We start from the raw sequence: 25120 nt of genomic DNA on the forward strand, positions 1-25120 counted from the left end.
TCCTTCCGGGGTCAGCGCGTCTTGACGGCCGAGCCCGTACCGACCGGGATGGGGCCCACCGGCGAGGCCTCCGTGAGCCGGGTGGCGGGCTCGGCGGGCTCGGGCACGCCGGCGCCTTTCAGCACGCACTTGCCGGTGTCCATCAGGCTGTGCACGCCCAGGCAGAACACGTCCTCGTAGTGCGGCTTGGAGACGGCCAGGCACTGGTAGAGGTTGAGCTTGGACATGTTGAGGCAGGTGGCCGCGTTGGGATCGGCCATGATCGGCATGAGCTGCTGCAGGCTCGCGTCGTCCGCGTAGCCCAGGGCGGCCAGGGCGGCGATGGCCATCGAGCGGACCACGATGGGCGTGTAGGGCGGGCTGGCCGCCTGGCCGGTGATGCCCAGCGAGCCGGTGGTCAGCACGGCCTGCTGCAGCCGGGCCGTCTCGGCGGTGTCGCCCATGAGCGGCGTGGCCGAGAGCTGCTTGGCGAGCGACAGGCGGGCCTCCCGTCCGGCGACCTCCTTCTTGGACCACGGCGAGCGCTGCACGTCGTAGGCGGCCTGGCGGACGGCCTTGCCCTGGGCGAGCAGCCGGGCGCCGTCGTCGGCGAGGGCGGCCTTCACCAGGCCCGCGGCCCCGGCCGAGCCGTTGATGCCGATGACGTAGGCCGGGTCCTTCATGATCTCGTAGGCGATTGTGCGCCGCTGGGTCGGGTCGGCCGCATAGGCGCGCACCCCGGCCACGAAGCCCGGGTCCTGCAGGGCCACGACCGCGCCATAGGCGATGGCCCCGCGCAGGAGCTGCTGCGGCTCGTAGGCCGCGCCGGCGCGGACGCCCTGGGCGACCTGGTCGCCGTCGGCGAAGGCGGGCGAGATGGCGGTGGCGGTCGCGACATAGCGACGGTAGGCGGCGGCCTGCTCGATCACCTTGGGCGAAAGGCTGACAGCCGGCACGGGCGGCGGCGGGGCGATCACCTGGGGCTCGGCGCACGCGGCCAGGATGGCGGCCGTGGCGATCGCGGCGCCCGTGAGCGCCCGGCGGACCTGCATGAAGGACGGCATCTGGAGGCTTCCCCCTCTTACGAGTGGACGAATCTTATCACCTGCCCCCGCAGTGATGGTTTCCTAAACCGGTAAACTCTTGCTGACCAAGCGTCGCCGGACGTCCGGAGTCTAGTCGAAGAGTTTCGACACCGACTCCTCGTTGGCGATGCGGCGGATCGCCTCGCCGATCAGGCCCGCGCAGCTCACGGTGCGGATCTTGTCCACCCCGGCCACCTCTTCCGAGCGTTCGATGGAGTCGGTGATGACCAGCTCCTTGAGCACCGAGTTCTTCACCCGCTCGGCCGCCGCGCCCGAGAGGACGCCGTGGGTGATGTAGGCCGACACCTCGGCCGCGCCGGCGTCCATCAGCGACTGGGCCGCCGAGCAGAGCGTGCCGGCGGAGTCCACGATGTCGTCGAAGATGATCAGCCGGCGGCCGGTGACGTCGCCGATGATGTTGGCCACTTCCGACTTGCCGGGACCCGAGCGGCGCTTGTCGACGATGGCCAGATCGGCGTTCAGGCGGCTGGCGACGGCCAGGGCCCGGACCACGCCGCCCACGTCCGGCGAGACGATCAGCAGCTCGTCGGCCTTGGCGTAGTTGGTCTTGATGTCCTGGGCCATCAGCGGCGCGGACTGCAGGTTGTCGGTCGGGATGTCGAAGAAGCCCTGGATCTGGCCCGAATGCAGATCCATGGTCAGCACGCGGTCGGCGCCGGCGCGGGTGATCAGGTTGGCCACCAGCTTGGCCGAGATGGGCGTGCGGCCGCCGGTCTTACGGTCCTGACGGGCGTAGCCGAAGTAGGGCATCACCGCCGTGATCCGCTTGGCCGACGCGCGCTTCAGCGCGTCGATGCAGATCAGGAGCTCCATCAGGTGGTCGTTGGCGGGATAGGCCGTGGACTGAAGGACGAAGACGTCCTCGCCGCGCACGTTCTCGTCGATGGTGACCCAGACCTCGTTGTCCGGGAACCGCTTCACCTGGGCCCTCGTGAGCGGCAGATCGAGGTGGGAGGCCACGGCCTGCGCAAGCGTGCGATTCGAGTTGCCGGCCAGCAGCTTCATCGGACCCCCATTTGGCTAGTTGGCGGGCTTGTAGGCAGGCGAGGCGGCGGAGTCTAGGGCGCCGCTACGCCAGCATGATCGCCGAGAGCAGCCGGCCGTAGTCGGGCTCGCCGCCCTTGAAGGCCCGGCGGTTGGAGAAGAACAGCTCGCCCTCGGCGCAGGTGTCGCGGCCGATCCACGCGCAGCGCGCGACGCCCGCGGCCTTCAGCCGCGCCAGGACGAAGCCCGGCAGGTCGAACTGGCGCTTCTCGGGGCTGGCCCCGGCCGAGAAGAAGCGGGCGTAGGCGGGGTCGAAGCGGGTGAAGCGGGCCTCATACTCAAGGCCCACCTCGTAGGAGGCGGGGGCGATGCAGGGGCCGATGGCGGCGACGATGCGTTCGCGTCGGGCTCCGAGCTCTTCCATGCGGCTGACGGCGGCCTCGGCGACGCCGGTGAGCGCGCCCTTCCAGCCGGCGTGGGCGGCGGCCACCACCCTGGCCTCGGCGTCGGCCAGCAGGATCGGGGCGCAGTCGGCCGAGAGCGCCCCGCAGATGACGCCCGACGTGGCGCTGACCACGGCGTCGGCCTGGGGCGGGCCCGCGGGCCAGGGTCCGTCGGCGACGAGCGCGGTCGGGGAATGGATCTGGTAGGCGGTGACCAGCTCCCCGCCCAGGTGGGCGGCGGCCCGGCGGCGGTTCTCGGCCACCGCGTCGGGATCGTCGTTCGAGCCGACGCCGACGTTCAGCGACGCGTAGATTCCCTGGGAGACGCCGCCCTGCCGGGTGAAGAAGGCGTGGCGGACGCCGGGCAGGTCCAGCAGCGGCGAGGTGAGGACGGGCAGGGCGCTCATGCGTCGGCTTCCTCGAAGGCCGGCGGCGTCCAGCCGGGCGAATGGATGCAGCAGGCCTTGAACAGGTCGCCCATCTGGTCGGCGGCCATCAGGCGGTTGAGCTGGCGACCGATGACCGGGGCCTTGTCGGGGCGGGCGCGGACCAGGGCCTCGGCGCGCTCGCCGATGCCCAGGCGCGCCAGGAACTGGGCTTGGGTGAGGATGGCGGTCCCGGCGCCTTCCGCCCGGGCGGCCTCCATCACGGCGGGGAAGTCGGCGTGGACGGTCAGGTCCGCCTCGCCGGCATGCGCGAGCGGGTCGACCTTGCGGTGGCGCAGCATGGCCTGGAGGGTGTCGCCGAAGCCTGGCCGGTCGCGGCCGTAGTCGATGAGGAGAGCCGCCCCGCCGTCGCGCACGATGCGCGCGCCCAGCTCGGCCCCCAGGGCGGCCTGGGCGGCGGACTGTTCGTAGACGACGCCCTCGCGGGCGTCGGGCAGCAGGGTCCCGGCCGGCGTGGCGGCGAGGCCGAAGGCGAGGCGGCCCTCGGCGTCCAGGCCCACGACCTGCTCGGCCCAGCCGGCGGCGGTGCGCACGAACTGGCGCACGGGCAGGCAGTCCAGCAACTCGTTGGCGACAAGGATCATGGGCGCGCCGCCGGGGACCTCGGCCAGGGACGCAGCCCAGCGGACGCCGTCGCCCAGGCGCCCGCGCTGCAGGGCGCGAAGGGGCGGGGACGTCTCCACCAGCCAGACGTCGGCGGCCTCGCGGAAGCCCGGAGCCATGCGGACGGTCCGCAGGACGTCGCTCATCAGCGTCCCGTCGCCGGGGCCCATCTCGACCAGGCGGAAGGGGTCGGGGCGGCCCATCGCCTCCCAGGCCACGGCCGCCCAGGCGCCGATCAGTTCGCCGAACATCTGGCTGACCAGGGGGGCGGTCACGAAGTCGCCGCCCTCGCCCAGGGCCGGACGCGTGGCGTAGTAGCCGTACTCGGGGTCGTGCAGGCAGGCGGTCATGAACTGGGCGACCGTGAGCGGCCCGCCCTGGGCGATCTGGGCCGCGAGCTTCCCGGCTAGCCCGCCGCTCACGCCGCCTGGACCGTGGGCGCGGGTTCGCGCATCCCGCGCCAGATCAGCCAGCCGCCGAACAGGATCATGGGGATCGACAGGTACATGCCCATGGTCAGGCCGAGCGGCAGGTTCTCCAGTCCCGCGTCGGGCTGGCGGACGTTCTCCAGGCTGATGCGGAAGACGGCGTAGAGGACCGTGAACATGCCCATGACCACGCCCCGACGGTTCAGCAGCTTCGCGCCGTGCGTCGCCCAGCGCAGGACCAGGAACAGCACGATCCCCTCGAGCGCGGCCTCGTAGAGCTGGCTCGGGTGGCGGGCCATCTCGCCGGCCGGGCACCAGCCCAGGGTCTTTCGAATATGGTCGTTGCAGAAGACGATGCCCCAGGGCGCGTCGGTGGGCCGGCCCCAGAGCTCGCCGTTGATGAAGTTGGCGATGCGGCCGAAGAACAGGCCGATGGGAACCACGGCGGCCACGAGGTCGCCCAGGCGCCAGGGGTCGATCCGATTCTTCCAGGAGAAGCCGATCATGGCCAGGAGGACGCCGATGGCGCCGCCGTGGAAGCTCATGCCGCCGTTCCAGATCTGGAGGATCTGGAGCGGGTCGGTCCAGATGATCCGGGGCGTGTAGAAGAGCACGTGGCCCAGGCGGCCGCCCACGATAATGGCCAGGGTCGCCCAGAGGATGAAGTCGTCGATCTGCTCCGGCGTGGCGGGCGGCGGCCGGAGCGCCCACAGGCGCGGATTCCTCACCATGGCCACCGCGTAGCGCCAGCCGATCAGGATGCCGGCGACGTAGGCCAGGGCGTACCAGCGGATGGCGAGAGGGCCGAGCTGGACCAGGACGGGATCGAATTCGGGGAACGGCACGAGTCGGGCGCCTCCAGCGTTGGAAGAGGAGAGTTAGACGAGAAGCCCTTCGCTTTCACCCCCCGAAGGGCCATATAGGGGAGCAGGACCGCGATCCCGCGGGCCTCAAGACGAACAAGATGCAGACCCAGAACCCGATCCTCGACGAGCTCGCCAAGCTGACCACCGCCGCCATGGGCATGGCCCAGGCCGCCGGCGAGGAGGCCCGCGCGGCCTTCCGCAGCCAGGCCGACCGCATCGCCGCCGAGCTCGACCTCGTACGTCGCGAGGACTTCGACGCGCTGAAGGCCGAGCTGGCCGCGCTCCGCGCCGAGGTCGAGGCCCTGCGCGCCGCCAAGGCGCCCAAGCCGCGCGCCGCCAAGGGCGAACAGGCCTGATCCCTGTGAACAATACGCCCGCGCGGGCCTTCCGTCGCAAGAACAGGATGACGCGACGCCCGCGAAGCAGCTTACTTTCAATGTCGCAGGCGATTCGGGGGCGTATCGCTCCCCGCCCGCTGCGAAAGGGGTCTTAGATTGGACACCTCCCAGACGGACGACACCGTCCTCCTCTCCAACGATCCGCTCGACGTGGTCGAGCACGTCCTCACCGCCGAGAACCTCCCCTTCGACCGCACGGAAGACGGCGACCTCGCCTTCTCCCTGGCCGGCGACTGGAAGGACTACGAGCTCTGGTTCGCCTGGCGGCCCGAGGGCGACACGCTGCAGCTCTGCCTCTCGATGGACCAGAGGGTCCCGCGCGAGCGCCGGGCGGCGGCCCACGAGCTGATCGCCGCGGTCAATCCGCGGGTCTGGCTCGGGCACTTCGAGCTCTGGGAAGACGGCGAGATCATCTTCCGGCACGGCATGGCGCTGATGACCGGGGAACAGCCGAGCCTGGCCCAGGCCGCGGCCATGATCGACGTGGCGGTGGAGGCGGGCGACCGCTTCTACCCGGCGTTCGACTTCCTGCTCCGGGGCGCCAAGTCCCCGCAGGACGCCATCGCCGCGTGCATGTTCGAGACGGTCGGCGAGGCGTGATGCGCTGATCGTCGGGCTTGGGGCCGCGGCGCTCAGCCGCTAGGTTCCGGCCGATGATCACGCCGATACTGATGCTGGGCGCGGGCCGGATGGGCGGCGCCATGGTCGAGGGCTGGCGCGCGGCGCAGGCCTTCGCCCCTTCCGACCTGATGATCCGCGATCCCCTGCCGGGTCCGTCGGCCCAGGCCGCCGCCGAGGCGGGCGCGGTGCTCAACCCTCCCGATTCCGAACTCGCCCGGGCGCGCACCGTGGTGCTGGCGGTGAAGCCGCAGCTCTGGCGCGAGGCCGCCGCCGAGGTCGCCGCCTGGCTGGCCGAGGACGCGGTCATCGTCTCGATCGCGGCGGGCGTGAAGGCGCAGGACATCTCGAAGGAGTTCGGCGGCCGGCCGGTGGCCCGCGTGATGCCGACCACGGCGGCGGCCATCGGCCAGGGGACGGCGAGCCTCTACGCCGACGATCCGGCGGCGCTGGCCCGCGCGCACGCGCTGTTCGAGCCGCTGGGAACGGTGGTGGATCTGGCCGACGAGGGGCTGATGCACGCGGCCACGGCGGTCTCGGGCTCGGCGCCGGCCTATCTCTACGCCTTCATCGAGGCGCTGGAGGGCGCTGGCGCGGCGGCGGGGCTGTCGCCCGAGGACGCCCGGCGCCTGGCCCGCTCGACGCTGACCGGGGCCGCGGCCCTGCTGGCCCGCACCGGCGAGGACCCGGCCGAGCTGCGCCGGCAGGTGACCTCCCCCGGCGGGACGACCGAGGCGGCGCTGAACGTCCTGCTCTCGGCCAAGGGCGGCCTCCCCGACCTGCTGCGCGAGGCCGTCTCGGCAGCGGTGCGCCGCTCGAAGGAACTGGGGGCCTAACCTACCGTGTCTGCGATTGCCGCCAGGTCTGGGCCTGGCAGACGACCAGCACGCAGCCCTCGACCTTCAGCGTGCCGTCGGCGTCGACCCGCATCCTGGAGTCGTAGGTCTTGCCGCTCTGCGGATCGTAGATCTTGCCGCCCTTCCAGCGGCCGGGCCCGTCGGCCTTGAAGTCGCGGATCATGGTGAGGCCCAGCACGGGGCGGCCGCGCAGGTCCGGGTCGGGATTGTGGACGTCCTTGGCGCCGGCCGTCTTCAGCCAGGTGACCACGCCGCACATGCGGTCGGCCTTGCCGGCGCAGGGGGCGATCTTCACCCTGGCCGTCCCGGCCTGGGTGAGCCATTCGCCCTCCACCGGATCGGCGGCGAGGGCCAGGGTCGGGACGATGGTCGGGGCGGCGGCGAGGGCCGCGGCCAGGACGGCGTGGAGCAGGCGCATGGGGTTCCTCCGGATGCGGCCGAGCGTGCCCGGCGAAGCTGAACGGCCGATGAAACGCCTCAACCCGGCAGACGGACCACGGCCCGCAGGCCGCCGAGGGGCGAGCGGTCCAGGGTGATGTCGCCGCCGTGGCCGCGGGCCACGTCGCGGGCGATGGCGAGGCCCAGCCCCACGCCCTTGGTGTTCTGGTTGCGGGATTCGTCCAGGCGGGCGAAGGCCTTGAAGGCCTCCTCGTACCGCTCGGCCGGGATGCCGGGGCCATCGTCGTCCACCACGATCTCCACCCCGCCCTGGGCGCGGCGGCGAGCGGCGACCTCGACCCGCTCGCCGTGGGCGGCGGCGTTCATCACGAGATTGGCGAGCGCGCGCTTCAGCGCGTTCGGCCGGACGGTGGCGGTGAGGCCGGGTTCGGCGGTGACCTTCACCTGGGCCCCGGCGCGCACGGCGCCTTCGCTGACCTCGTCGATGAGCCGGCGCAGCGGGGCGGGTTCGAGCGCCTCGCCGCCCTCGCCCCGGGCGAAGGCGAGGTACTCGTCGATCATGTGCTCCATCTCGGAGAGGTCGCGCTTCATCTCGGCGGTGGCCCGGGTGGGCTCCGAGAGCGCCAGCGCCAGCTTCAGGCGGGTGAGCGGCGTGCGCAGGTCGTGGCTGACCGAGGCCAGGAGGGCGGTGCGCTGATCGATGTGGCGCTGGATGCGGGCGCGCATGTCGAGGAAGGCGCGGGCGGCGCGGCGGACCTCCTTGGCGCCCTGGGGCTTGAAGCTGGGCTGGTCGGCGCCGCGCCCGAAGGCCTCGGCGGCGTTGGCCAGGCGCTCGATGGCGCGGACCTGGTTGCGGATGAACAGGATGGCGACGGCGGTCAGCAGGACGGTGGCCACGGTCATCCACAGGACGAAGATATGCCCCTGGGTGGCGAAGGCGCGGTCGCGCGGCGCCAGGATGCGCATCACCCCGCCGGGGACGGCCACCCGGATGTCCACGTAGGCCGGGTAGCGGGTGGTGTCGAACCAGAACGGGGCGTCGAGCCGCTCGGTCAGCGCCCGCTCCAGGGACCGGTCGATGGGGGCGAAGAAGGGTTTGAAGGGCGCGGGCGGGTCGCGCCGCCGGGCCGGGAGCTGGCGGCCGGGCTGGAGGGCCACCGACAGGCCCATGGAGTCCTCGGCGCGCTTCGACAGCCGGGCGAAGCTCTCGGGGCGCGGGTCCTCGCTATAGCTCTCGACGGCCCAGGCGATGTCGCCCGCCAGACCCTCCGACAGGCGGCTGGTCACGGTCTGCCAGTGGGCGTCGAAGAAGACGTAGGTGACCGCGATCTGCATCAGGGCCACCGGCAGGACGATGATGAGCAGGGACCGCCCGAACAGCGAGGTCGGCAGCCGGCGCCGGGCCCAGCGCCCGAGGACGCGGAGGAAGGACGGCGAGCTCATCAGTCCGGACTGAGGCGGTAGCCGATCCCGCGCACCGTCTGGAGGTAGCGCGGGGCCTTGGGATCGTCCTCGATCTTGCGGCGCAGGCGGGTGACCTGGACGTCCACGGCGCGGCCGGAGGGGTCGACCGAGCCGCGCGCCAGCTCCAGCCGGTCGACGGGCTCGTGCGGGGTGCGGGCGAGCTGGCGCAGCAGGGCCACCTCGGCCTCGGTGAGGCGCACCGGCTCGCCCTCGCAGGTGAGTTCGCCGCGCTCGGCGTCGAAGGCGCAGCGGCCGAGCGACAACACGCCGCCGGGCTGGGGACGGTCCTGGGCGCGGCGCAGGATGGCCTCGATGCGCAGCAGCAGTTCCTCGGGTTCGAAGGGCTTGCCCAGGTAGTCGTCGGCGCCCAGCTTCAGGCCTTCGATGCGGTCGCTGGCGTCGCCGCGGGCGGTCAGCATCAGCACCGGCGTCCGGCCCGCCGCTCCGCGCTGGTCGCGCAGCCAGCGGGTCAGCGAGAACCCGTCCTCCCCGGGCATCATCACGTCGAAGACGGCGAGGTCGAAGTCGAGGGTGGCCAGCAGGCTACGGGCCGGCGCCCCGCCCGCGGCGGCGGTCACCCGGAAGCCGGCGCGGCTCAGGTATTCCTTCAGCAGGTCGCGGATGCGGTCGTCGTCGTCGACGATCAGCAGGTGGCGGCCGCGCGGCGCGGACTGCAGGCTCATCCCAGCCCCCCGCCGGCGTTGGGGCTGCGGGTGCGGCCGCCGGCCAGCGCCGCCAGGATGCGCCGCGCGCCGGCCACGCCGTCGAGGCCGCCCACGCGGTAGGCGCGGCCGATCTGGCTGCGCAGGCGTTCGCTGATCGCGCCCTCGAAGGCGCGGCCCCTGTCGGTGAGGGCGGCCGTGCGGCGGCGGCCGTCGAGGTCGCCAGCGGCCTTCTCCACCAGGCCCTTGGCGGCGAGGTCCACGAGGATGCGGCTGGCGGCCTGCTTCGAGAGGCTGGTCAGGTGGGCGAGCTCCTGCACCCCGATGCCCGGCCGGCGCCGGAGCAGGAAGGCGGCGCGCCAGTGCGAGCGGCCCAGGCCCAGGTTCTCGGCCTCCAGCCCCTGGTCCACGGCGGCCCACAGGGCGGCCTCGGCCAGCAGCAGGAGTTCGAGGCCGGCGTCGAGCTCGTCCTCGCGCAGGATCAGCCGGGGATCGGCGGGCGCGTTCACGGCCTCAGCATACGTCGCGCCCCCGTCGTGGCGCTAGGTCAGGCGAGCAGCGCGTAGGGCCGGGGATAGGCTTCGCCCCGGGCGAGGTAGACGACGCCCACGATGCAGCGGACCGCGAACCAGACGGCGGCGGCCGCCCAGATAAGGCCGGCGAGCGCCATGATCGGGAAGCCGATCAGGATGACGGTCAGCAGCGCGCCCAGGCCGAAGAGGATGCCGCCCACGACGCCGCCGAGGACGGCGAGCGCCAGCCCGAGCCAGAAGGTTCGGATCAGGAAGGTGTAGTGTGACCTCATCACCGGACCAGCGACGCCCTGCTGCACGTGGGCGATGATGATTCCGATGATCGCGGTGAGCCCGCCGGTCGCGAACGCCAGGAGATAGAGTGCGTAGACGACCGCCGGCATCGTGCGGTCTTCGGTGGTCCCGTAACCCAGGTCGGCCATGATTCAGCCCTCCGTCCCCAATCCCGTATGGGGATCATGCCCTATTGAGGTGGGAGGGGAAGGCCCCTGATGGAAGGGCGGCTCAGGCCCGTTCGAGCGTGATGTCCACGCCCGCGCCGACGGCGTGGGGCGCGAGCGCCAGGGGCTTCTCGATGCGGACCCGCACGCGGGTGACCCGCGCGTCCGCCAGGCACCGGCGGCCGAGGCGGTGGGCGAAGGTCTCCACGAGGTCGACATGGCCCTCGGCGGCGATGTCCTGGGCGGCCTGGAGCACGGCCTCGTAGTTCAGCGTGTGGGCCAGGCGGTCACTGTCGTCGGTGGGGACGTCCAGCTCCACGTCGACGATCAGCGGCTGAACCCGGCCGATCTCGTGGCGGTGGATGCCGATCTCGGCCTGCACCTTCAGGCCGGTGACGAAGACCTTGCTGGCGCAGAGCCGCACCCCGCTCATGACAGGTGCTGCCCGGAGTCCACCGCGATCATCTGGCCGGTCACCGAGACGGCGTCGATCAGGTAGCGCAGGGCCCTGCCCACCTCGGCCGGCGGCACTGGACGGGCCAACAGGGTGGACGCGGCCTCGGCGTCGAAGGCGGCCTGGTCCTGGTGGATGGAGGGCAGGGTTGGCCCCGGGCCGATGCCGTTCACCCGCACCCGGGGCGCGAGCGCCCTGGCGAGCATCCGGGTCGCCTCCCAGAGCGCGGCCTTGCTGAGCGAATAGGAGAAGAACTCGTCGGTGGGCCGCCAGACGCGCTGGTCGAGGATGTTGACGATCAGGCCCTCGCGGTCGGCGGGCAGGCGCCTGGCGAACGCCTGGGCCAGGACGAGCGGCGCGCGCAGGTTGGTCTCCATGTGGAGGTCCCAGGAGGCGCGGTTCATGTCGGAGAAGGCGTCTTCCTCGAAGACGCTGGCCGAGTTGACCAGCAGGGTGACGGGCCCGAGCTCGGCCTCGGCCTCGCCCACCAGGGCCACGGTGGCGGCCTCCTGGCGCAGGTCGCAGTGGAGGATGGCGGCCTTGCGGCCCCGGGCGCGGACCTCGGCGGCGGCCGCCTCGGCGTCGTCGTCGACGGCGCGCACGTGGACCGCCACGTCGAAGCCCGCGTCGGCGGCGACCTGGGCCAGCACCCGGCCGATCCGCCGCGCGCCGCCCGTCACCAGAGCCGCGCCGCGGCTAGCCACCTGGGACGGTTCCCTTCAGGTCAGTCGAGGCGGCCGAACTCGTAGAGGTTCAGCGCGGCGATGACGACGATGAAGATGCCGATGGCGTAGATCCCGATCACGGGGAAACTCCAAGTCCTGGGGTGTCCGGGCTTTAGCGAGACGGGGGCCGGCCCGCAAGCCGGCTTGTCGAACGGCCGAAGTCGCGTTCAAGGTTCCTTCCCCCACCTTCAGGGAGCCCGCGATGCCGCTCGCCCCGATCCCCGCCACCGCCTTCGAGAAGATCGCGCTCGGCATCGACCGGCCCGAGGACGTGGTGGCGGCCAAGGACGGCCGGGTCTTCGCCTCGGACCACCAGTGCGCGGTGGCCGAGCTGCTGCCGGGTGGAGCCTTCCGGCGGCTCGGGCCGAAGGGCGGGGCGCCCAACGGGATCAACATGGACGCCCAGGGCCGCATCGTGATCGCCAATTTCGGCATCTACGACCGCGAGGACGGGCCGCTGCAGCGCTTCGATCCGGCGACCGGCGTCCACGAGACCCTGCTGACCGAGGTGGAGGGGCGGAAGCTGACCTCGGCCAACTATCCGGTGATCGACCGGGCCGGGAACATCTGGTGCGCCAATTCCACGGACGCCGAGACCTGGCCCCAGGCCCTGGACGGCCGGGCCGACGGCTTCCTCTTCGTGCTGACGCCGGCCGGCGAGGCGCGGATCGTGGCCGAGGGGCTGAAGTTCCCGAACGGCCTCGCCCTGTCGGCGGACGAGCAGTTCCTGTTCTGCGCCCAGACCAGCGGGGCCGACGTGCTGCGCTTCCCGGTGCTGGAGGGGCCCGCGCTGGGGCCCGCCGAGCGCTACGGGCCGGTGCTGGGCCGCCTGATGGTCGCCGGGGAGAGCGTCGATGCGCATGCCAATGGTCAGGGGGGCGACCTGGGCTACACCGACGGGGTGGGCCTGGACGCGGAGGGGAACCTCTGGGTCTGCCTGCCGGCCGCGAACAAGGTCGTGGCGATCACGCCGGATCGGGAGGTGGTGACGGTGATCCACGACCCCGGCGGCAAGATCGTGAACCACCCCACGAACGTGACCTGGGGCGGCGGCGACCTGAAGGACCTGTACATCGGCTCGATCCGGGCCGATTACGTGCTGCAGGCGAGGTCGCCGGTTGCGGGCCAGCCGCACGTTCACCAGCTTTGACCTCGCGTCAGGGCTTTCCCCCTGAACGGCGATCACTAAAATGGTTGTTTGAATGTCGGGGCGGACGGCGCCCGGCGGCCAGATAAGAAAGTCCAGGAGGACGGCATGCGCGAGTACCTGAAGTTCTACATCGACGGCGAATGGGTGGATCCCGTCGAGCTCAAGACCCTCGACGTCGAGAACCCGGCGACCGAGGAGGTCGTGGGCAAGATCGCGCTCGGTTCGGCCGCCGACGTGGACAAGGCCGTGATGGCCGCCCGCCGCGCCTTCCCCGCCTGGTCGCAGACCAGCCGCGAGGAGCGCCTGGAGGTGCTGCAGCGCATCCTGGCCGAGTACCAGAAGCGCTTCGGCGACCTGGCCGTCGCCGTCACCGAGGAAATGGGCGCGCCCGCCTCGCTCGCCCAGCGGGCCCAGGTGCCGGCCGGCATGGGCCACCTCGCCACCGCCGCCAACATCCTGAAGGACTTCAAGTTCGAGGAAGACCGGGGCGAGACCCTGATCGTCAAGGAGCCGATCGGCGTCTGCTCGTTCATCACCCCCTGGAACTGGCCGCTGAACCAGATCGCCTGCAAGGTGGCCCCGGCCATCGCCACGGGCTGCACCATGGTGCTGAAGCCGTCGGAAGTCGCGCCCTTCAGCGGGCACATCTTCGCCGAGATCATGCACGCGGCGGGCGTGCCGGCCGGCGTGTTCAACATGGTCCACGGCGATGGCCCCGGCGTGGGCGTGGCGCTGTCGGTGCATCCGGAAGTCGACATGGTGTCCTTCACCGGCTCGACCCGCGCGGGCATCGAGGTGGCCAAGAACGCCGCCCCGGGCGTCAAGCGCGTCCATCAGGAGCTGGGCGGCAAGAGCCCGAACATCGTGCTGGACGACGACGCCTTCTCGAAGAGCGTGGCGCGCGGCGTGATGCACGTGATGAACAACTCGGGCCAGAGCTGCAACGCGCCGACCCGGATGCTGGTCCCCTCCAAGCGCATGGACGAGGCCATGGCGGTCGCCAAGGCCACGGCCGAGCAGGTCACCGTCGGCGACCCGAACGGCAACTTCAACATGGGCCCGGTGGTCTCCAAGCTGCAGTGGGAGAAGATCCAGGCGCTGATCCAGAAGGGGATCGACGAGGGCGCGACCCTGGTCGTCGGCGGCACGGGCCGTCCCGAGGGCCTGGAGAAGGGCCACTTCGTGAAGCCCACCGTGTTCGGCAACGTGAAGAACGACATGACCATCGCCCGCGAGGAGATCTTCGGGCCGGTGCTGTCGATCCTGGGCTATGAGAGCCTCGACCAGGCCATCGCCATCGGGAACGACACCGAGTACGGCCTGGCCGGCTATGTGAACGGCGCCGACCTCGCCAAGGCCCGCGACGTCGCCCGAAAGATCCGCGCCGGCCAGGTGTCGATCAACGGCGCCAGCGACATGACCGCCCCCTTCGGCGGCTACAAGAAGAGCGGCAACGGGCGCGAATGGGGCGACTACGCCTTCCACGAGTTCCTGGAGACCAAGGCCATCATGGGCTACGCGCCCAAGGCCGCGGAATAGCCGCCGGACACCGGGAAGGGGCCGCCGAAAGGCGGCCCCTTTTGCTTTGGAGGAGACACCCGATGGGCGTCATCGACCCCGACTTCAAGACCATGCTCGAGGCCCTGGCCAAGCAGGCGGCCGAGCAGCCGATGCCGCCGCTCGATCAGCTTCCGGCCGACATGGTGCGCGCCGGTTACCGGATGCTGCGCCAGAGCCAGGACCAGAACGCCCCGAAGGACCTCGACGTCCGCGACTTCGCGGTCCCGGGCCCGCATGGCGACATCCCCGTGCGCCTCTATGAGCCGAAGGGCTTGGCCTCACCCTCGGGCCTGCTGGTCTATTTCCACGGCGGCGGCTGGGTGATCGGCGACCTCGACACCCACGACGGCCACTGCCGGCGCATGGCCGCGTGGGGCGGCTGCCGGGTGATGGCCGTGGACTACCGCCTGGCCCCCGAACACGTCTTCCCGAAGGGCCATGACGATGCGCTCGCGGCCACGAAATGGGCCTTCGACCATGCGGCCGAAATCGGCGCCGACCCGAAGCGCATCGCGGTCGGCGGGGATTCCGCCGGCGGCAACCTGGCCGCCTCGGTGGCCCTGGACCTGAAGGACGATCCCGAGCGCCGGCTCGCGTTCCAGCTCCTGCTCTATCCGGCGACGACCGCCGACTGGCGGACCGAATCCCGCAAGACCCTGGACGGCCCGGTGCTGACCTTCGAGACCATGCGCTGGTTCGAGAAGCAGCTCGCGGCGGCGGGCCATCCCGAGGCCCACCGGCTCTCGCCCCTGGACGCGGCGGACGTGGCGGGGGTCGCCCCCGCGCTGGTGGTCACGGCCGGGCACGACTGCCTGAAGGACGAGGGCTTCGCCTACGCCGAGAAGCTGAAGGCGGCCGGCGTGAAGGCGGCCCACCGGGAATACCCGAGCCTGCCGCACGACTTCTACGTCATGGCCGACGTCTCGCCGGCGGTGAACGCCGCGGCGCGCGAGACCGCCGAGGCGCTGAAGGCGGCGCTGGCCTAGTCGCTTTCCTCCGGCGGGCGGCGGCGTTCGGACAGCGCCAGCGCCGCCAGGCCCCACAGGGCCGAGGCCAGGGAGCCGGCCATGACGCCGATGCGCACCTTGGCCTGGGAGAGGTCGTCGCCGGGCGCGAAGGCCAGCTCGCCGATGTAGAGGCTGAGCGTGAAGCCCACCCCGCACAGCACCGAGACGCCGTAGAGGTCGAGCCAGCGCGCCCCCATCGGCCGCCTGGCCCACTTCAGGCCGATGGCGAGCGCGGCCGCGCCGAAAACGCCGGCCTGCTTGCCCAGCACGAGCGCGAGGCCCAGGCCCAGGGCCACCGGAGCCGTGGGCGTGTCGGCCGGCAGGTCGCGCACGGAGAAGCCCGCCGCCGTCAGGATGAAGAGCGGCAGGATGAGGAAGGCCACGTAGGGGTGCAGGGCCGCCAGGAGCTGGTCGAGCACGCCGGGCCCGCCCAGCCGCTTGGGCTGCAGCGGGACGGTGGCCGCCGCCAGCACCCCGGCCAGGGACGGGTCGAGCCCCGACTTCATCACGAAGCCCCAGAGCAGCAGGAAGCCCGCCGCCCAGAAGGCGTAGGGCGCCGCGCGCCAGCGCGACATGGCCGCCAGCACCAGCAGCGTCGCGAACGCCCCGCCCAGCATGGCGGGCCTCAGCGTCCCGGCGAACACGACGGCGATCAGGGCCACGCTGACCAGGTCCTGGACGATGGCCACCGTGAGCAGGAAGACGCGCAGGGGCGGCGGCAGGCGGGGCGCGGCGCTGGCCGCCAGCGCCAGCGCGATGGCCGCGTCGGTTGGCACGGCGGCCGGCCAGGCCTGGGCCACCCCGTCGGCGCCGGCGTTGACCGCCAGGAAGATGGCCGCCGGCGCCAGCACGCCCCCCAGGGCCGCCAGCACGGGAAGCGCCAGACGCCGGGGGTTGGAGAGCTCGCCGCTGACGATCTCCTGCTTGATCTTAAGGCCCATCACCAGGAAGAAGACCGGCATCATCGCCGTCTTCACCCAGGCGGCGGCCGAGAGGGTCTCGGCGAAGGGGCCGACCCGCACGGCGATGGGGTGTCCCACGAAGGCGGCGTAGTCCGCGGCCCACGGGGAATTGGCCCAGGCGACGGCGACCGCCGCCGCCAAGGCCAGCAGGAGGCCCGACCCGGTCTCCGTCCGCAGGAATTGCAGGGTCGAGCGCGTCGACATGCCCTTGCCTAACGCGGGGTCCGCTCAGGCTCTACAAGAATTGCGGCCGAGCCACGCCTCCGGAGGACCCATGAGACTGACCAAGCCCCGTATCGCCCCGCTGTCGGACGCCGAACTCAGCCCCGAACAGGCCGAGGCGCTGGCGCCCGTGCGCGCCGGGACGCTCGGCGTGCTCAACATCTTCCGGACCCTGGCGCACGCGCCGAAGGCGCTGGCGCGGTTCAACGACTGGGGCGCCTATGTGCTGTCGCGGCGCAACGACCTGCCGGCCCGCGAGCGGGAGATCGTCATCCTGCGCACCGGTTTCCTATGCCGCTCGGGCTACGAGTTCGTGCAGCACACGCGGATCGGCCTCGACTGCGGCCTCACCGAGGACGAGATCGCCCGCATCAAACAGGGGGCGGACGCCGGCTGGAGCGCCGCCGACGCGGCCCTTCTCCGGGCGGCCGACGAGCTGCACGCGGATCAGTTCATCACCGACGCGACCTGGGCCGAGCTCGGCCGCCATTTCACCGACAAGCAGCGGATGGACGTGGTGTTCACCGCCGCCCAGTACACCCAGGTCTCGATGATCCTGAACACCTTCGGCGTGCAGCTCGACGAAGGCCAGACCCTCGACCCCGATCTGAAGGCCTTCTGAACGGCCGCCGACCGATTACGGTTGGAGGCGCGCGCCCGACCCCCTATCCAGAGGGCATGTCCGCCGACCGACGCCTGAAACGCCCCATCTCCGCCTTCCAGGACTTCCTGAACCAGGAAGCCTCGGGCGGCTACGTCCTGATGGCCGCCGCCGCCGTGGCCCTCGTGGTCGCCAACTCGCCCCTGGCCGGGTCCTACTTCGCGATGCTGGACGTGAAGCTGGGCTTCGCGGTCGGGCCGATCGCGCTCTACGAGACGGTGCTCCACTGGATCAACGACGGGCTGATGGCCCTGTTCTTCCTCTTGGTGGGGCTGGAGATCAAACGCGAGGTGCTGGACGGCGAGCTGTCCCGGCCGTCGCGGGTCGTGCTGCCGGGGCTGGCGGCGCTGGGAGGCGTGGTCGCGCCGGCCCTCATCTACATCGCCTTCAACGCCGGCGACCCGCAGGCGGCGCGCGGCTGGGCGATTCCCGCGGCCACCGACATCGCCTTCGCCCTGGGGGTGCTGGCGCTGGCCGGCGACCGGGTCCCCTCGTCGCTGAAGATCGTCCTGACGGCGCTGGCGGTGCTGGACGACCTGGCGGCCATCCTGATCATCGCCGTCTTCTACACCGCCGAGCTGCACCTGACGGCGCTGGCGGCGGCGGGCGCGGCGCTCGCCGTGCTGGTGGTCATGGGCCGGCTGAAGGTGCGGCGTCTTTCGCCCTACCTTCTGGTGGGCCTGGCGCTCTGGTGGTTCGTGCTGGAGAGCGGCGTCCACGCCACCCTGGCGGGCGTGGCCCTGGCCATGACCATTCCGCTCGACCGGACGCCGTCCAGGCGCGACGCCGACTCCCACAAGACCTCGCCCGCCCACCGGCTCGAACACTGGCTGCACCGGCCGGTGGCCTTCCTGGTGGTGCCGATCTTCGGCTTCGCCAACGCCGGGCTGTCGTTCGACGGGATGTCCGCCGACATGCTCACCGACCCGGTGCTGCTGGGGATCGCGCTCGGCCTCTTCGTCGGCAAGCCGCTCGGCGTGTTCCTCACCGCCCTGCTGGTGATCCGCCTGGGCTGGGCCGACATGCCGCGCCACGCCTCGACGGGCCAGATCTTCGCCGTGTCGGTGATCTGCGGCATCGGCTTCACCATGAGCCTGTTCGTCGGCAACCTGGCGTTCACGACGCCGGACCTGCTGGCCGAGACCAAGGCCGGGGTGTTCGCAGGCTCGCTCGCCTCGGCCTTCGTGGGCCTCACCCTGCTGCGCATCTTCAAGCCCGAGTCCCCGCCGGCGCACGCGGCCTGAGCCTCCGCCGTTCCCCGGCCTCGGGGAACGGCTTCCGGCGCGGCGGCGTTCGGCGCCGGTCGGGGACCTGGAGGAGGATCGGCTGATGAACAGCATCATCCCTCTCGTGGGCCTGGTCGTGGTCGTCCTGGCCATCCCGGGCTTCCTCGGCATCGCCTAAGCGGTTGCCCGAGGGCCGCCCAGGCGGCTAGCTGCCGCCGATGCCCGTCTCGCCCGCCTACCGCCCTGACCCGAGGTTCCCGGCCCTGGGAGCCGAGTTTGCCGATCCGGTCGCCGCGGCCCGGTTCCCCAAGACCCTCCTGCGCTACCGCAACGACCGGGCCGCCGCCACGGTCGGGCTGGACACGCTGACCGACGCCGAGTGGGTCGCCCATTTCGGGCGTTTCGAGCCGCTGCCGGACAACATCGACCCGCCGCTCTCCCAGCGGTACCACGGCCACCAGTTCCGGGTTTACAATCCCGAGCTGGGCGACGGCCGGGGCTTCCTGTTCGCCCAGCTCCGCGAGGCCGGAACCGGACGCCTGCTGGACCTCGGGACCAAGGGCTCGGGCCAGACGCCCTGGTCCCGCTCGGGCGACGGGCGCCTGACGCTGAAGGGCGGGGTGCGCGAGGTGCTGGCCACCGCCATGCTGGAGGCCCTGGGCGTTCCCACCTCGCGGTCGTTCTCGCTGATCGAGACGGGGGAGGCGCTGGAGCGCGGCGACGAGCCCAGCCCCACGCGCTCGGCGGTGCTGGCGCGCCTGTCGCACAGCCACATCCGCTTCGGGACCTTTCAGCGCCACGCCTTCTTCGAGCGGGCGGACCGGATCTCGGCCCTGGTCGACCACGTGGTCGCCGAATACTACCCGGAGCTCTCGGGCGCCGACGACCGCCCGGCCGCCCTGCTGGGCGCCGTGGTCGAGCGCGCCGCCCGGCTCACCGCCCGCTGGATGGCGGCGGGCTTCGTTCACGGCGTGCTCAACACCGACAACATGAACGTCACGGGGGAAAGCTTCGACTACGGGCCCTACCGCTTCCTGCCCTACTCGGACCCCAACTTCACGGCGGCCTATTTCGACCACGCCGGCCTCTACGCCTTCGGCCGCCAGCCCGAGGCGGTGTTCTGGAACCTGCAGCAGCTCGCCGGCTGCCTGACCTTCGTCTCGGGAAGCGATCCGCTGGTGGAGGCCGTCAACGGCTTCGGCCCGGCCTACCGGCGCGAGCTGACAGCGGCGATGCTGATGCGCCTGGGCGTGCTCCCGCGCGGCGAGGCGGAGGACGGGCCCCTGGTCCAGGCGGCGTTCAAGGCCCTGGCGGCCGGCGGCGAGCGGCTGCGCTGGGAGCCGTTCTTCTTCGACGGGTTCTGCGGCCGGACGCCCGAGGGGCCACGCGCCGACCTCCATGCGTCCGAGGGTTTCGCCGAGTTCCGAGAGCGGCTGGCCGGCTACGCGCCCGACCGGCCCGAGCGTCTGGCGCACCCGTACTTCCAGCGGCCCGAGCCCGAGGAGCTGCTCTACGACGGGATCGAGGCCGTCTGGGCGGCCATCGCCGAGGCCGACGACTGGGGCCCCTTCCAGGCCAAGCTCGCCCGGATCGAAGAGGCCCGCCAGGCGTGGGGGTACGCCTGACCTTCTCCTCTTCCCGCGAAGCGAGAGGGAGAGGGCATGGAGAGGGACGGCTCCGACGAGCGATCCCGCGCCGGTGAAATGGCCGAGTCCCGCGCTGGCCCTATCCCTTATCCTCTCCCTCTCCGCTGCGCGGGGGGAGAAGAGGCGCGGGCCCTGGACACCCACTGCGCAAGCACCACGCCCGAAAGCGTCACGGCGGCTCCCGCCGCCTGAAGCGGGCCGATGTGCTCCCTGAACAGCAGCCAGCCCAGCCAGCCGGCCACCACCGGCTGGACCAGCACGACCACCGAGGCGGTGGCGGTCGGCAGGCGGCCCATGGCCCAGGCGATCGAGCCCTGGCCGGCGACGTGCATCAGGCCCAGGGCCACGCAGGCGGCCCAGCCGGCGGCGGTGGCGGGCGTCAGGTCCTCGCCCAGCGCCAGGGCCACGGCGAGGGTCAGGGGCACGCCCACCGCGCTCGACCAGAACATCACGCGGCTGGCGCCCTCGGTCTTCCGCGCCTCGCCGATGGCCAGCATGTAGAGCGCGTACCAGAAGGCCGTGGCGAGGGAGAGCGCGTCGCCCAGCGGCGGGTTGAGGCCGCCGCCGCCCTGCTTGTCGAGGGCCATCATCGAGGCTCCCGAAACCGCCAGCGCCACCGCGACGAGGAAGGCCAGGCGCGGTCGCTGCTTCAGGAAGATCCAGGCGAAGAGGGTGACGACCACCGGGGTCAGGTTGGGCAGCACCGTGGCGTTGGTCACCGAGGTGTACCTGATGCCGTAGTGCCAGAAGCTGAGGTCCAGGAAGAACATCACCCCGGCGACGAGGCCCAGGCGCGACGGGCGGGTGATCGGTCCTGACGTCCGCCAGGTCATGGCGGCCAGCAGCGGACAGGCGAACAGCAGCCGCCAGAAGCCGGCCGCGGCGGGGCCGGTCTCGGTGAGCCGCACGAGGATCGGCGAGAGGCCGATCACCGCCCCGCCGAAGATCAGGACCGCCAGGGCCTCCCAGCGCGGGCGCGGCGCGGCCGCCGTGGCGTCAGTCAAAGCCCATCTCCCGTCGCAAATCCGCAGGGGTCATGCCCGCCGCGCGGAGCTCGCGCAGCGTCTGGGCGCGATCGCGCTTGGCGAAGCGCCTGCCGTCCGGGCCGGTCAGCAGGCGGTGGTGGCGGTAGGTCGGCGTGGGCAGGCCCAGCAGCGCCTGCAGCAGGCGCTGGACGTGGGTGGCCTCGGCGAGGTCCGCGCCGCGGATGACGTGGGTGATCCCCTGCAGCGCATCGTCGAACACCACGGCGAGGTGGTAGGCCACGCCCACGTACTTGCGGGCCAGCACCACGTCGCCGCCCAGCTCCGGCCGCGCCTGGACGACCCGGGGCTCGCCCGCGCCCTCCTCCACGAAGGTCAGGTCCTGGAACCCGCCGAGCGCGCGCTCGGCCGCGTCGAGCGAAAGGCGCCAGGCGAAGGGCTCGTTCGCCGCCAGCCGGCGGGCCTCCTCGCCGGGCGGAAGCGGACGGCCGCGGAACACCTCCATGGCGCCGTGCGGGGCCCGGGCGATCTCATCGGCCACCTCCCTGCGGGTGCGGAAGCAGCGGTAGAGCAGGCCCCTGGCCTCCAGGGCCGCCAGCGCGCCGTGGTAGTCGTCCAGGTGCTCGGACTGGCGGCGGACGGGCGTCTCCCAGCTTAGCCCCAGCCAGGCGAGGTCCTCGTGGATCGCCGCCTCGAACGCGGGCCGGCAGCGGGTGGCGTCGATGTCCTCGATGCGCAGCAGGAAACGCCCGTCCACGGCCCGCGCGGCTCCATGCGCGGTCAGCGCCGAGAAGGCGTGGCCCCGGTGCAGGTATCCGGTCGGCGAGGGCGCGAAGCGGGTGACGAACACCCCTTGGCGTCTAGCAGTCCCGGTGTGCGGTGGGGAACAGGCCCATGTGGTTCAGCACGGCCTCGAAGAAGGCCTTCTCGCCGCCGAGCTGGGTCTTGAAGGGCTCGAACTGCTTGAACCCGGCCATCTCGGCCAGGCCGTGGGCGGCGCACCAGGAGGCGATGGTGGCGAGTTCGAGGTCGCGGCCCGCATCGGGATCGGCGCCGTGCTCGATCATGGTGTCGCGGACCATGCAGTAGGCGCTGTCCTCGGCCCCGTCGGAGACGTTGATCGGCAGGGCCTCCTTGTCGCGCGCGGCGTCGTACATCACCCGGTAGAGGGCCGGATGCTCGCGGGCGAAGCAGACGTAGGCGAGCCCCAGGGCGGTGAGCTGCTGGCGGCCCTCGGCGCCGGCCTTGGCCTGGCCCATGGCGGCGTGCAGCATCTCCCAGCCCTCGTGGGCCACGGCGTCCAGCAGCTCGGACTTGTCCTTGAAGTGGTGGTAGGGGGCGGCCGGGCTCACACCGGCCTCGCGGGCCACGGCGCGCAGCGAGAGGGCCGTCGGCCCCTCGGACTCCAGCAGCCGGCGCGCGGCGCCGACCAGGGCGCGCCGGAGGTCGCCATGGTGGTAGGGCCGGGATTCGGCGCTGTGAGCTTCTCTCATCGCGGGCCACCATAAATCTGCATCTGGACGCCGTAAAGATATCTTGACGCCGCTCAGATCGGCGTTATCTTAGCATCGTTCAAATAAGAAATGTCCTCGCCGTCCGATCGGTTTCAGCGAGGCTCGAACTGAAAGGTGTGTGTCTCATGTCTCTCGCCAATTTCGAACGCGCTTTCGACCGTCTGGCGCCGGTCTTCCTGCTGTTCCTCGGCCTCACCGCCGCGGCGGCCACGGCGGGCCTCGGCGCCTAACAGGGTCTCCCCACCCTTCGAGACGCAGTGGAAGGGCCCCCTCGCGGGGCCCTTCTTCGTCGTGGGAAGGCGCCTGCCACGACAATGCAAAAACGCATAGCCATGAGGTAAAAACAATTATCTAGGCAGTGTTTAGATCGTGCTATCTAAGCATCGTCCAGATGGATGCGGCGCCGGATCGGCCGGGCCGCGGAACTGCAAGCCAGGAGAGAAGCAATGTCGATCCAGATGAACCGGATCCTCGACGTGGTCGTCTCGTTCGCGGTCGTGGGCCTGGCCCTTACGATCGCCGGCGCCACCGCCGTCCTCGGCGCCTGACCATGCGGCGCCCCTAAGCCTCGTCCGGTCCGCCGGGCGAGGCGATGGCCGCGCAAGCGGACGCCCCACCGTCGTGGAGATGTCGTCGAATCGGGCCTATAGTTTTCAAAGCCAGCCATTCCTGACGAGGGTCGTGTCTTCAGTCCCAAGTCGATCCGCATAAGAGCGTCGCGTCGCTTATCGGAGGCCCGCCATGCAGGTGCTTAGGCATCCGCCGTCGGGCTGGCCCTGTCTGGTGCTCAACGCCGACTTCCGGCCGCTGAGCTACTACCCCCTGTCGCTGTGGCCCTGGCAGGAGGTCATCAAGGCGGTCTTCCTCGACCGCGTGGACGTGGTCTCCACCTACGACCAGGTCATCCACTCCCCCTCCTTCGAAATGAAGCTGCCGAGCGTGGTGTCGCTGAAGCACTACGTGGCCCAGGACCGGCCCCCGGCCTTCACCCGCTTCAACCTCTTCCTCCGCGACAGCTTCACCTGCCAGTACTGCACGGCGAGCGAGGAGCTGACCTTCGACCACGTGATCCCGCGCTCGCGCGGCGGGCGGACGACGTGGGAGAACATCGTCACCGCCTGCGCCCGCTGCAACCTGACCAAGGGCGGGCGCACCCCGCACGAGGCGCACATGCACCCGCGCCTGAAGCCGCGCCGGCCCACGGCCTTCGAGCTGCAGGAGCGCGGCCGCAGGTTCCCGCCGCATCACCTGCACGAAAGCTGGATCGACTACCTCTACTGGGACATCGAACTGGAAGCCTAGGAGGCCGCCTCAGCCGACCCGCCGGACCTTGGCGATGCGGACCGGCTTCACCAGCATCTCGCCCTTCATGGCGCCTACGCCCGCCTTGGGATCGACGGGCATGCCCAGGATCTTCTGGGCCACGTCCAGGCCCTCGACGACGCGGCCGAAGGCGGCGAAGCCCGGCGTCGTCTTGGGGTCCTTGGGATCGGCGTCGAGGTAGTCCTGGTCGCCGATGACGATGAACCAGTCGGCCTGGGCGGACCCCGGCGCATGCCGGCCCATGGAGATCGTGCCGTTCAGATGCTTGATCCCGGTCAGCGTGGTGGGCTCGTGGGCCACCGGCGGCAGCACCTTCTTGGGATCGTTCTGCAGGCCGCCCTGGATGACCCCGTAGTCGTTGGGCGCATAGCCCGGCGGCTTGGAGGCCCGGTAGAAGGTCGCCCCGTCGAACAGGCCCCTGTCGACGTACTTCAGGTAGTTGGCGACCGTCTTGGGCGCCTTGTCGGCATAGAGCTCCAGCACGATCGGCCCCTCGGCCGTGTCGATGCGGACCTTGGGGTTGGGCCTGGCCTCCTGGGCCAGGACGGGCGAAAGGGGGGCGGTCGCGGAGAGGGCGAGGGCGGCGCTAAGGCCGATCAGGGGGCCGATCAGGGCGCGTCGGGCGATCATGGGACGATCCTTAAGGGGCCCGGCGGCAGCGGACCAGGGTGTCGGTCTGGCGCACCGTCTTCAGCCGGCCGCGGACGAGCGCCATGCTCTCCAGGCGTTCGGCGCAGCTCCAGCGGACGGCGCCCCTGGTCTCGATGCGCGTGCGGACGTCGGCCAGGGCCGCCGCGCCGCGCCCGTCGGCCGAGATCGAGACGCGGCGGATGCGCACGCTCTCCTCGACCTTCGAGCGCCTGAGGGTCCGCCGCGCCTGGGCGAGGGCCTCGGGGAGCCGGCTCTGGCCATAGGGGACGATGCGGTTGTCGGAGCCCAGGGCCTGGTCGGTGAACACCGCCCCCGGCGCGTAGGTGGCGGCCCAGGCGGCGAGATCGCCGGCGTTCCAGGCCCTTTCCTGCCGCGCGACGAGGTCGCGGACCTGCGGCTCCGAGAGCCGCGCCTCGGTCATCCTCGCCTGGGCGGCCGCGGTCCCGGCGCGGGCATTGGCCAGGGCGAGGGCCAGGGCGAGGGTCAGGGCGACGGCGAAGGAGAGGGCGGGATGTGGCATTTGCGTAGGTAGAATACCCGAATGGCGGCCGCGCCGCCCCGTGTGGGACAAGATCGCCATGTTCAGCGATCGCCTGACCCTGCTGGCCGTCAAGATCACCGCGGTGCTCGCGGCCATCGCCATCTGCGTCGGCTCCTGGATGCTGATGGCCGAACTGATGCGCCGGGTTCTCAGCTAGGACGAATCCACATTCAGCGTAGCCAGAGCATGATGGCGGCGAGGTGGATGAAGGCGAGGAAGTGGTCGGCGCGGCGGTCGTAGCGGGTGGCGAAGCGACGGAAGTGCTTGAG

General features: G+C 71.6%; 28 protein-coding genes and 1 pseudogene. 10 read left to right on the forward strand and 19 right to left on the reverse strand.

Annotated features, from left to right (window positions below; genetic code table 11):
- Positions 1-11: 11 nt before the first annotated feature.
- The 5 genes from ACK4TT_RS09445 to lgt form a co-directional block, all read right to left on the reverse strand.
- Positions 12-1043: a hypothetical protein gene (locus ACK4TT_RS09445; protein WP_410212891.1), complete on the reverse strand. Its 1032-nt coding sequence runs from the start codon at positions 1041-1043 to the stop codon at positions 12-14.
- Positions 1044-1154: 111 nt separating this feature from the next.
- The gene (locus ACK4TT_RS09450; RefSeq protein WP_409635456.1) at positions 1155-2090 is read right to left on the reverse strand and encodes a ribose-phosphate pyrophosphokinase; all 936 of its coding nucleotides are present in this window, start codon (positions 2088-2090) and stop codon (positions 1155-1157) included.
- 64 nt (positions 2091-2154) lie between these two features.
- Positions 2155-2919 (reverse strand): peptidoglycan editing factor PgeF, encoded by a 765-nt coding sequence (pgeF, locus tag ACK4TT_RS09455; RefSeq protein ID WP_410212892.1) that lies wholly within the window; start codon positions 2917-2919, stop codon positions 2155-2157.
- Positions 2916-3983: a class I SAM-dependent methyltransferase gene (locus tag ACK4TT_RS09460; protein WP_409635450.1), complete on the reverse strand. Its 1068-nt coding sequence runs from the start codon at positions 3981-3983 to the stop codon at positions 2916-2918. The genes pgeF and ACK4TT_RS09460 overlap by 4 nt, the downstream gene beginning before the upstream one ends.
- Complete coding sequence (gene lgt / locus ACK4TT_RS09465; protein WP_409635447.1) at positions 3980-4834, reverse strand: prolipoprotein diacylglyceryl transferase; 855 nt, start codon at positions 4832-4834, stop codon at positions 3980-3982. Before lgt ends, ACK4TT_RS09460 begins: the two co-directional genes overlap by 4 nt.
- A gap of 119 nt (positions 4835-4953) precedes the next feature.
- Here lgt and ACK4TT_RS09470 point away from each other — a divergent pair, with 119 nt between their 5' ends.
- The 3 genes from ACK4TT_RS09470 (at position 4954) to proC (ending at position 6707) form a co-directional block, all read left to right on the forward strand.
- On the forward strand, positions 4954-5211 hold the full coding sequence (locus ACK4TT_RS09470) for an accessory factor UbiK family protein (RefSeq protein ID WP_409635443.1): 258 nt from the start codon (positions 4954-4956) through the stop codon (positions 5209-5211).
- Between the two features lie 138 nt (positions 5212-5349).
- Positions 5350-5853: a YbjN domain-containing protein gene (locus ACK4TT_RS09475; RefSeq protein WP_409635440.1), complete on the forward strand. Its 504-nt coding sequence runs from the start codon at positions 5350-5352 to the stop codon at positions 5851-5853.
- A 56-nt stretch (positions 5854-5909) separates the two neighbouring features.
- A complete protein-coding gene (gene proC / locus ACK4TT_RS09480) occupies positions 5910-6707 on the forward strand; it encodes a pyrroline-5-carboxylate reductase (RefSeq protein ID WP_409635552.1) in 798 nt (265 codons plus the stop codon).
- A 1-nt stretch (position 6708) separates the two neighbouring features.
- Here proC and ACK4TT_RS09485 read toward each other — a convergent pair whose 3' ends face one another.
- The 7 genes from ACK4TT_RS09485 to ACK4TT_RS09515 form a co-directional block, all read right to left on the reverse strand.
- Complete coding sequence (locus ACK4TT_RS09485) at positions 6709-7146, reverse strand: DUF2147 domain-containing protein (RefSeq protein ID WP_409635437.1); 438 nt, start codon at positions 7144-7146, stop codon at positions 6709-6711.
- Between the two features lie 59 nt (positions 7147-7205).
- Positions 7206-8570, reverse strand: coding sequence for an ATP-binding protein (locus tag ACK4TT_RS09490; RefSeq protein ID WP_409635434.1), 1365 nt, complete (start codon positions 8568-8570; stop codon positions 7206-7208).
- Positions 8570-9274, reverse strand: a complete 705-nt coding sequence (locus tag ACK4TT_RS09495; RefSeq protein ID WP_409635431.1) for a response regulator — start codon at positions 9272-9274, stop codon at positions 8570-8572. Before ACK4TT_RS09495 ends, ACK4TT_RS09490 begins: the two co-directional genes overlap by 1 nt.
- Positions 9271-9762, reverse strand: coding sequence for a MarR family winged helix-turn-helix transcriptional regulator (locus ACK4TT_RS09500; protein WP_409635429.1), 492 nt, complete (start codon positions 9760-9762; stop codon positions 9271-9273). The genes ACK4TT_RS09495 and ACK4TT_RS09500 overlap by 4 nt, the downstream gene beginning before the upstream one ends.
- Positions 9763-9800: 38 nt before the next feature.
- The gene (locus ACK4TT_RS09505) at positions 9801-10208 is read right to left on the reverse strand and encodes a DUF4870 family protein (protein ID WP_409635426.1); all 408 of its coding nucleotides are present in this window, start codon (positions 10206-10208) and stop codon (positions 9801-9803) included.
- A gap of 82 nt (positions 10209-10290) precedes the next feature.
- Positions 10291-10659 carry a dihydroneopterin aldolase gene (folB, locus tag ACK4TT_RS09510; RefSeq protein ID WP_409635424.1) on the reverse strand — a complete coding sequence of 123 codons (369 nt, stop codon included), beginning with the start codon at positions 10657-10659 and terminating at the stop codon, positions 10291-10293.
- Entirely contained in the window at positions 10656-11384 is a 729-nt protein-coding gene (locus ACK4TT_RS09515; RefSeq protein WP_409635421.1) for an SDR family oxidoreductase, read from the reverse strand. Before ACK4TT_RS09515 ends, folB begins: the two co-directional genes overlap by 4 nt.
- 223 nt (positions 11385-11607) lie before the next feature.
- Between ACK4TT_RS09515 and ACK4TT_RS09520 the strand changes: the two genes are divergently transcribed.
- The 3 genes from ACK4TT_RS09520 to ACK4TT_RS09530 all read left to right on the forward strand — a co-directional run bounded on the left by ACK4TT_RS09520 (position 11608) and on the right by ACK4TT_RS09530 (position 15101).
- On the forward strand, positions 11608-12555 hold the full coding sequence (locus ACK4TT_RS09520; protein ID WP_409635418.1) for an SMP-30/gluconolactonase/LRE family protein: 948 nt from the start codon (positions 11608-11610) through the stop codon (positions 12553-12555).
- A 105-nt stretch (positions 12556-12660) separates the two neighbouring features.
- Positions 12661-14094 (forward strand): aldehyde dehydrogenase family protein, encoded by a 1434-nt coding sequence (locus ACK4TT_RS09525; RefSeq protein WP_409635415.1) that lies wholly within the window; start codon positions 12661-12663, stop codon positions 14092-14094.
- A 62-nt stretch (positions 14095-14156) separates the two neighbouring features.
- The gene (locus ACK4TT_RS09530) at positions 14157-15101 is read left to right on the forward strand and encodes an alpha/beta hydrolase (RefSeq protein WP_410212893.1); all 945 of its coding nucleotides are present in this window, start codon (positions 14157-14159) and stop codon (positions 15099-15101) included.
- On the opposite strand, the gene nhaA (ACK4TT_RS09535) is transcribed toward ACK4TT_RS09530, so the two are convergent.
- Positions 15098-16288 (reverse strand): Na+/H+ antiporter NhaA, encoded by a 1191-nt coding sequence (gene nhaA, locus ACK4TT_RS09535; protein ID WP_409635409.1) that lies wholly within the window; start codon positions 16286-16288, stop codon positions 15098-15100. The genes ACK4TT_RS09530 and nhaA (ACK4TT_RS09535) overlap by 4 nt on opposite strands.
- A gap of 70 nt (positions 16289-16358) precedes the next feature.
- Here nhaA (ACK4TT_RS09535) and ACK4TT_RS09540 point away from each other — a divergent pair, with 70 nt between their 5' ends.
- The 3 genes from ACK4TT_RS09540 (at position 16359) to ACK4TT_RS09550 (ending at position 19818) form a co-directional block, all read left to right on the forward strand.
- Positions 16359-16928, forward strand: coding sequence for a carboxymuconolactone decarboxylase family protein (locus tag ACK4TT_RS09540; RefSeq protein ID WP_409635406.1), 570 nt, complete (start codon positions 16359-16361; stop codon positions 16926-16928).
- Between the two features lie 56 nt (positions 16929-16984).
- Complete coding sequence (nhaA, locus tag ACK4TT_RS09545; protein WP_410212894.1) at positions 16985-18211, forward strand: Na+/H+ antiporter NhaA; 1227 nt, start codon at positions 16985-16987, stop codon at positions 18209-18211.
- A 200-nt stretch (positions 18212-18411) separates the two neighbouring features.
- Positions 18412-19818: a protein adenylyltransferase SelO gene (locus tag ACK4TT_RS09550; protein WP_409635400.1), complete on the forward strand. Its 1407-nt coding sequence runs from the start codon at positions 18412-18414 to the stop codon at positions 19816-19818.
- Positions 19819-19925: 107 nt separating this feature from the next.
- Here the strand turns inward: ACK4TT_RS09550 and ACK4TT_RS09555 are convergent, their stop codons facing one another.
- The 3 genes from ACK4TT_RS09555 to ACK4TT_RS09565 are packed head-to-tail and all read right to left on the reverse strand — an operon-like array spanning position 19926 to position 22315.
- Positions 19926-20843 carry a DMT family transporter gene (locus ACK4TT_RS09555; protein ID WP_410212895.1) on the reverse strand — a complete coding sequence of 306 codons (918 nt, stop codon included), beginning with the start codon at positions 20841-20843 and terminating at the stop codon, positions 19926-19928.
- Positions 20836-21672 carry a tRNA glutamyl-Q(34) synthetase GluQRS gene (gene gluQRS, locus ACK4TT_RS09560; RefSeq protein ID WP_410212896.1) on the reverse strand — a complete coding sequence of 279 codons (837 nt, stop codon included), beginning with the start codon at positions 21670-21672 and terminating at the stop codon, positions 20836-20838. Before gluQRS ends, ACK4TT_RS09555 begins: the two co-directional genes overlap by 8 nt.
- Positions 21673-21682: 10 nt before the next feature.
- Positions 21683-22315 (reverse strand): TetR/AcrR family transcriptional regulator, encoded by a 633-nt coding sequence (locus ACK4TT_RS09565; protein ID WP_409635391.1) that lies wholly within the window; start codon positions 22313-22315, stop codon positions 21683-21685.
- A gap of 762 nt (positions 22316-23077) precedes the next feature.
- On the opposite strand from ACK4TT_RS09565, the gene ACK4TT_RS09570 reads away from it, so the two are divergent.
- Positions 23078-23638 (forward strand): HNH endonuclease, encoded by a 561-nt coding sequence (locus ACK4TT_RS09570; protein ID WP_409635388.1) that lies wholly within the window; start codon positions 23078-23080, stop codon positions 23636-23638.
- A gap of 9 nt (positions 23639-23647) precedes the next feature.
- Here the strand turns inward: ACK4TT_RS09570 and ACK4TT_RS09575 are convergent, their stop codons facing one another.
- The 3 genes and pseudogenes from ACK4TT_RS09575 to ACK4TT_RS09585 all read right to left on the reverse strand — a co-directional run.
- On the reverse strand, positions 23648-24289 hold the full coding sequence (locus ACK4TT_RS09575) for a peptidylprolyl isomerase (protein WP_410212897.1): 642 nt from the start codon (positions 24287-24289) through the stop codon (positions 23648-23650).
- A gap of 10 nt (positions 24290-24299) precedes the next feature.
- Complete coding sequence (locus ACK4TT_RS09580) at positions 24300-24830, reverse strand: nuclear transport factor 2 family protein (protein WP_410212898.1); 531 nt, start codon at positions 24828-24830, stop codon at positions 24300-24302.
- A 191-nt stretch (positions 24831-25021) separates the two neighbouring features.
- Positions 25022-25120: pseudogene (locus tag ACK4TT_RS09585) on the reverse strand (IS5/IS1182 family transposase); the annotation flags it as partial.

This window comes from Phenylobacterium sp. (assembly GCF_046463815.1).
Classification (GTDB): Bacteria; Pseudomonadota; Alphaproteobacteria; order Caulobacterales; family Caulobacteraceae; genus Phenylobacterium.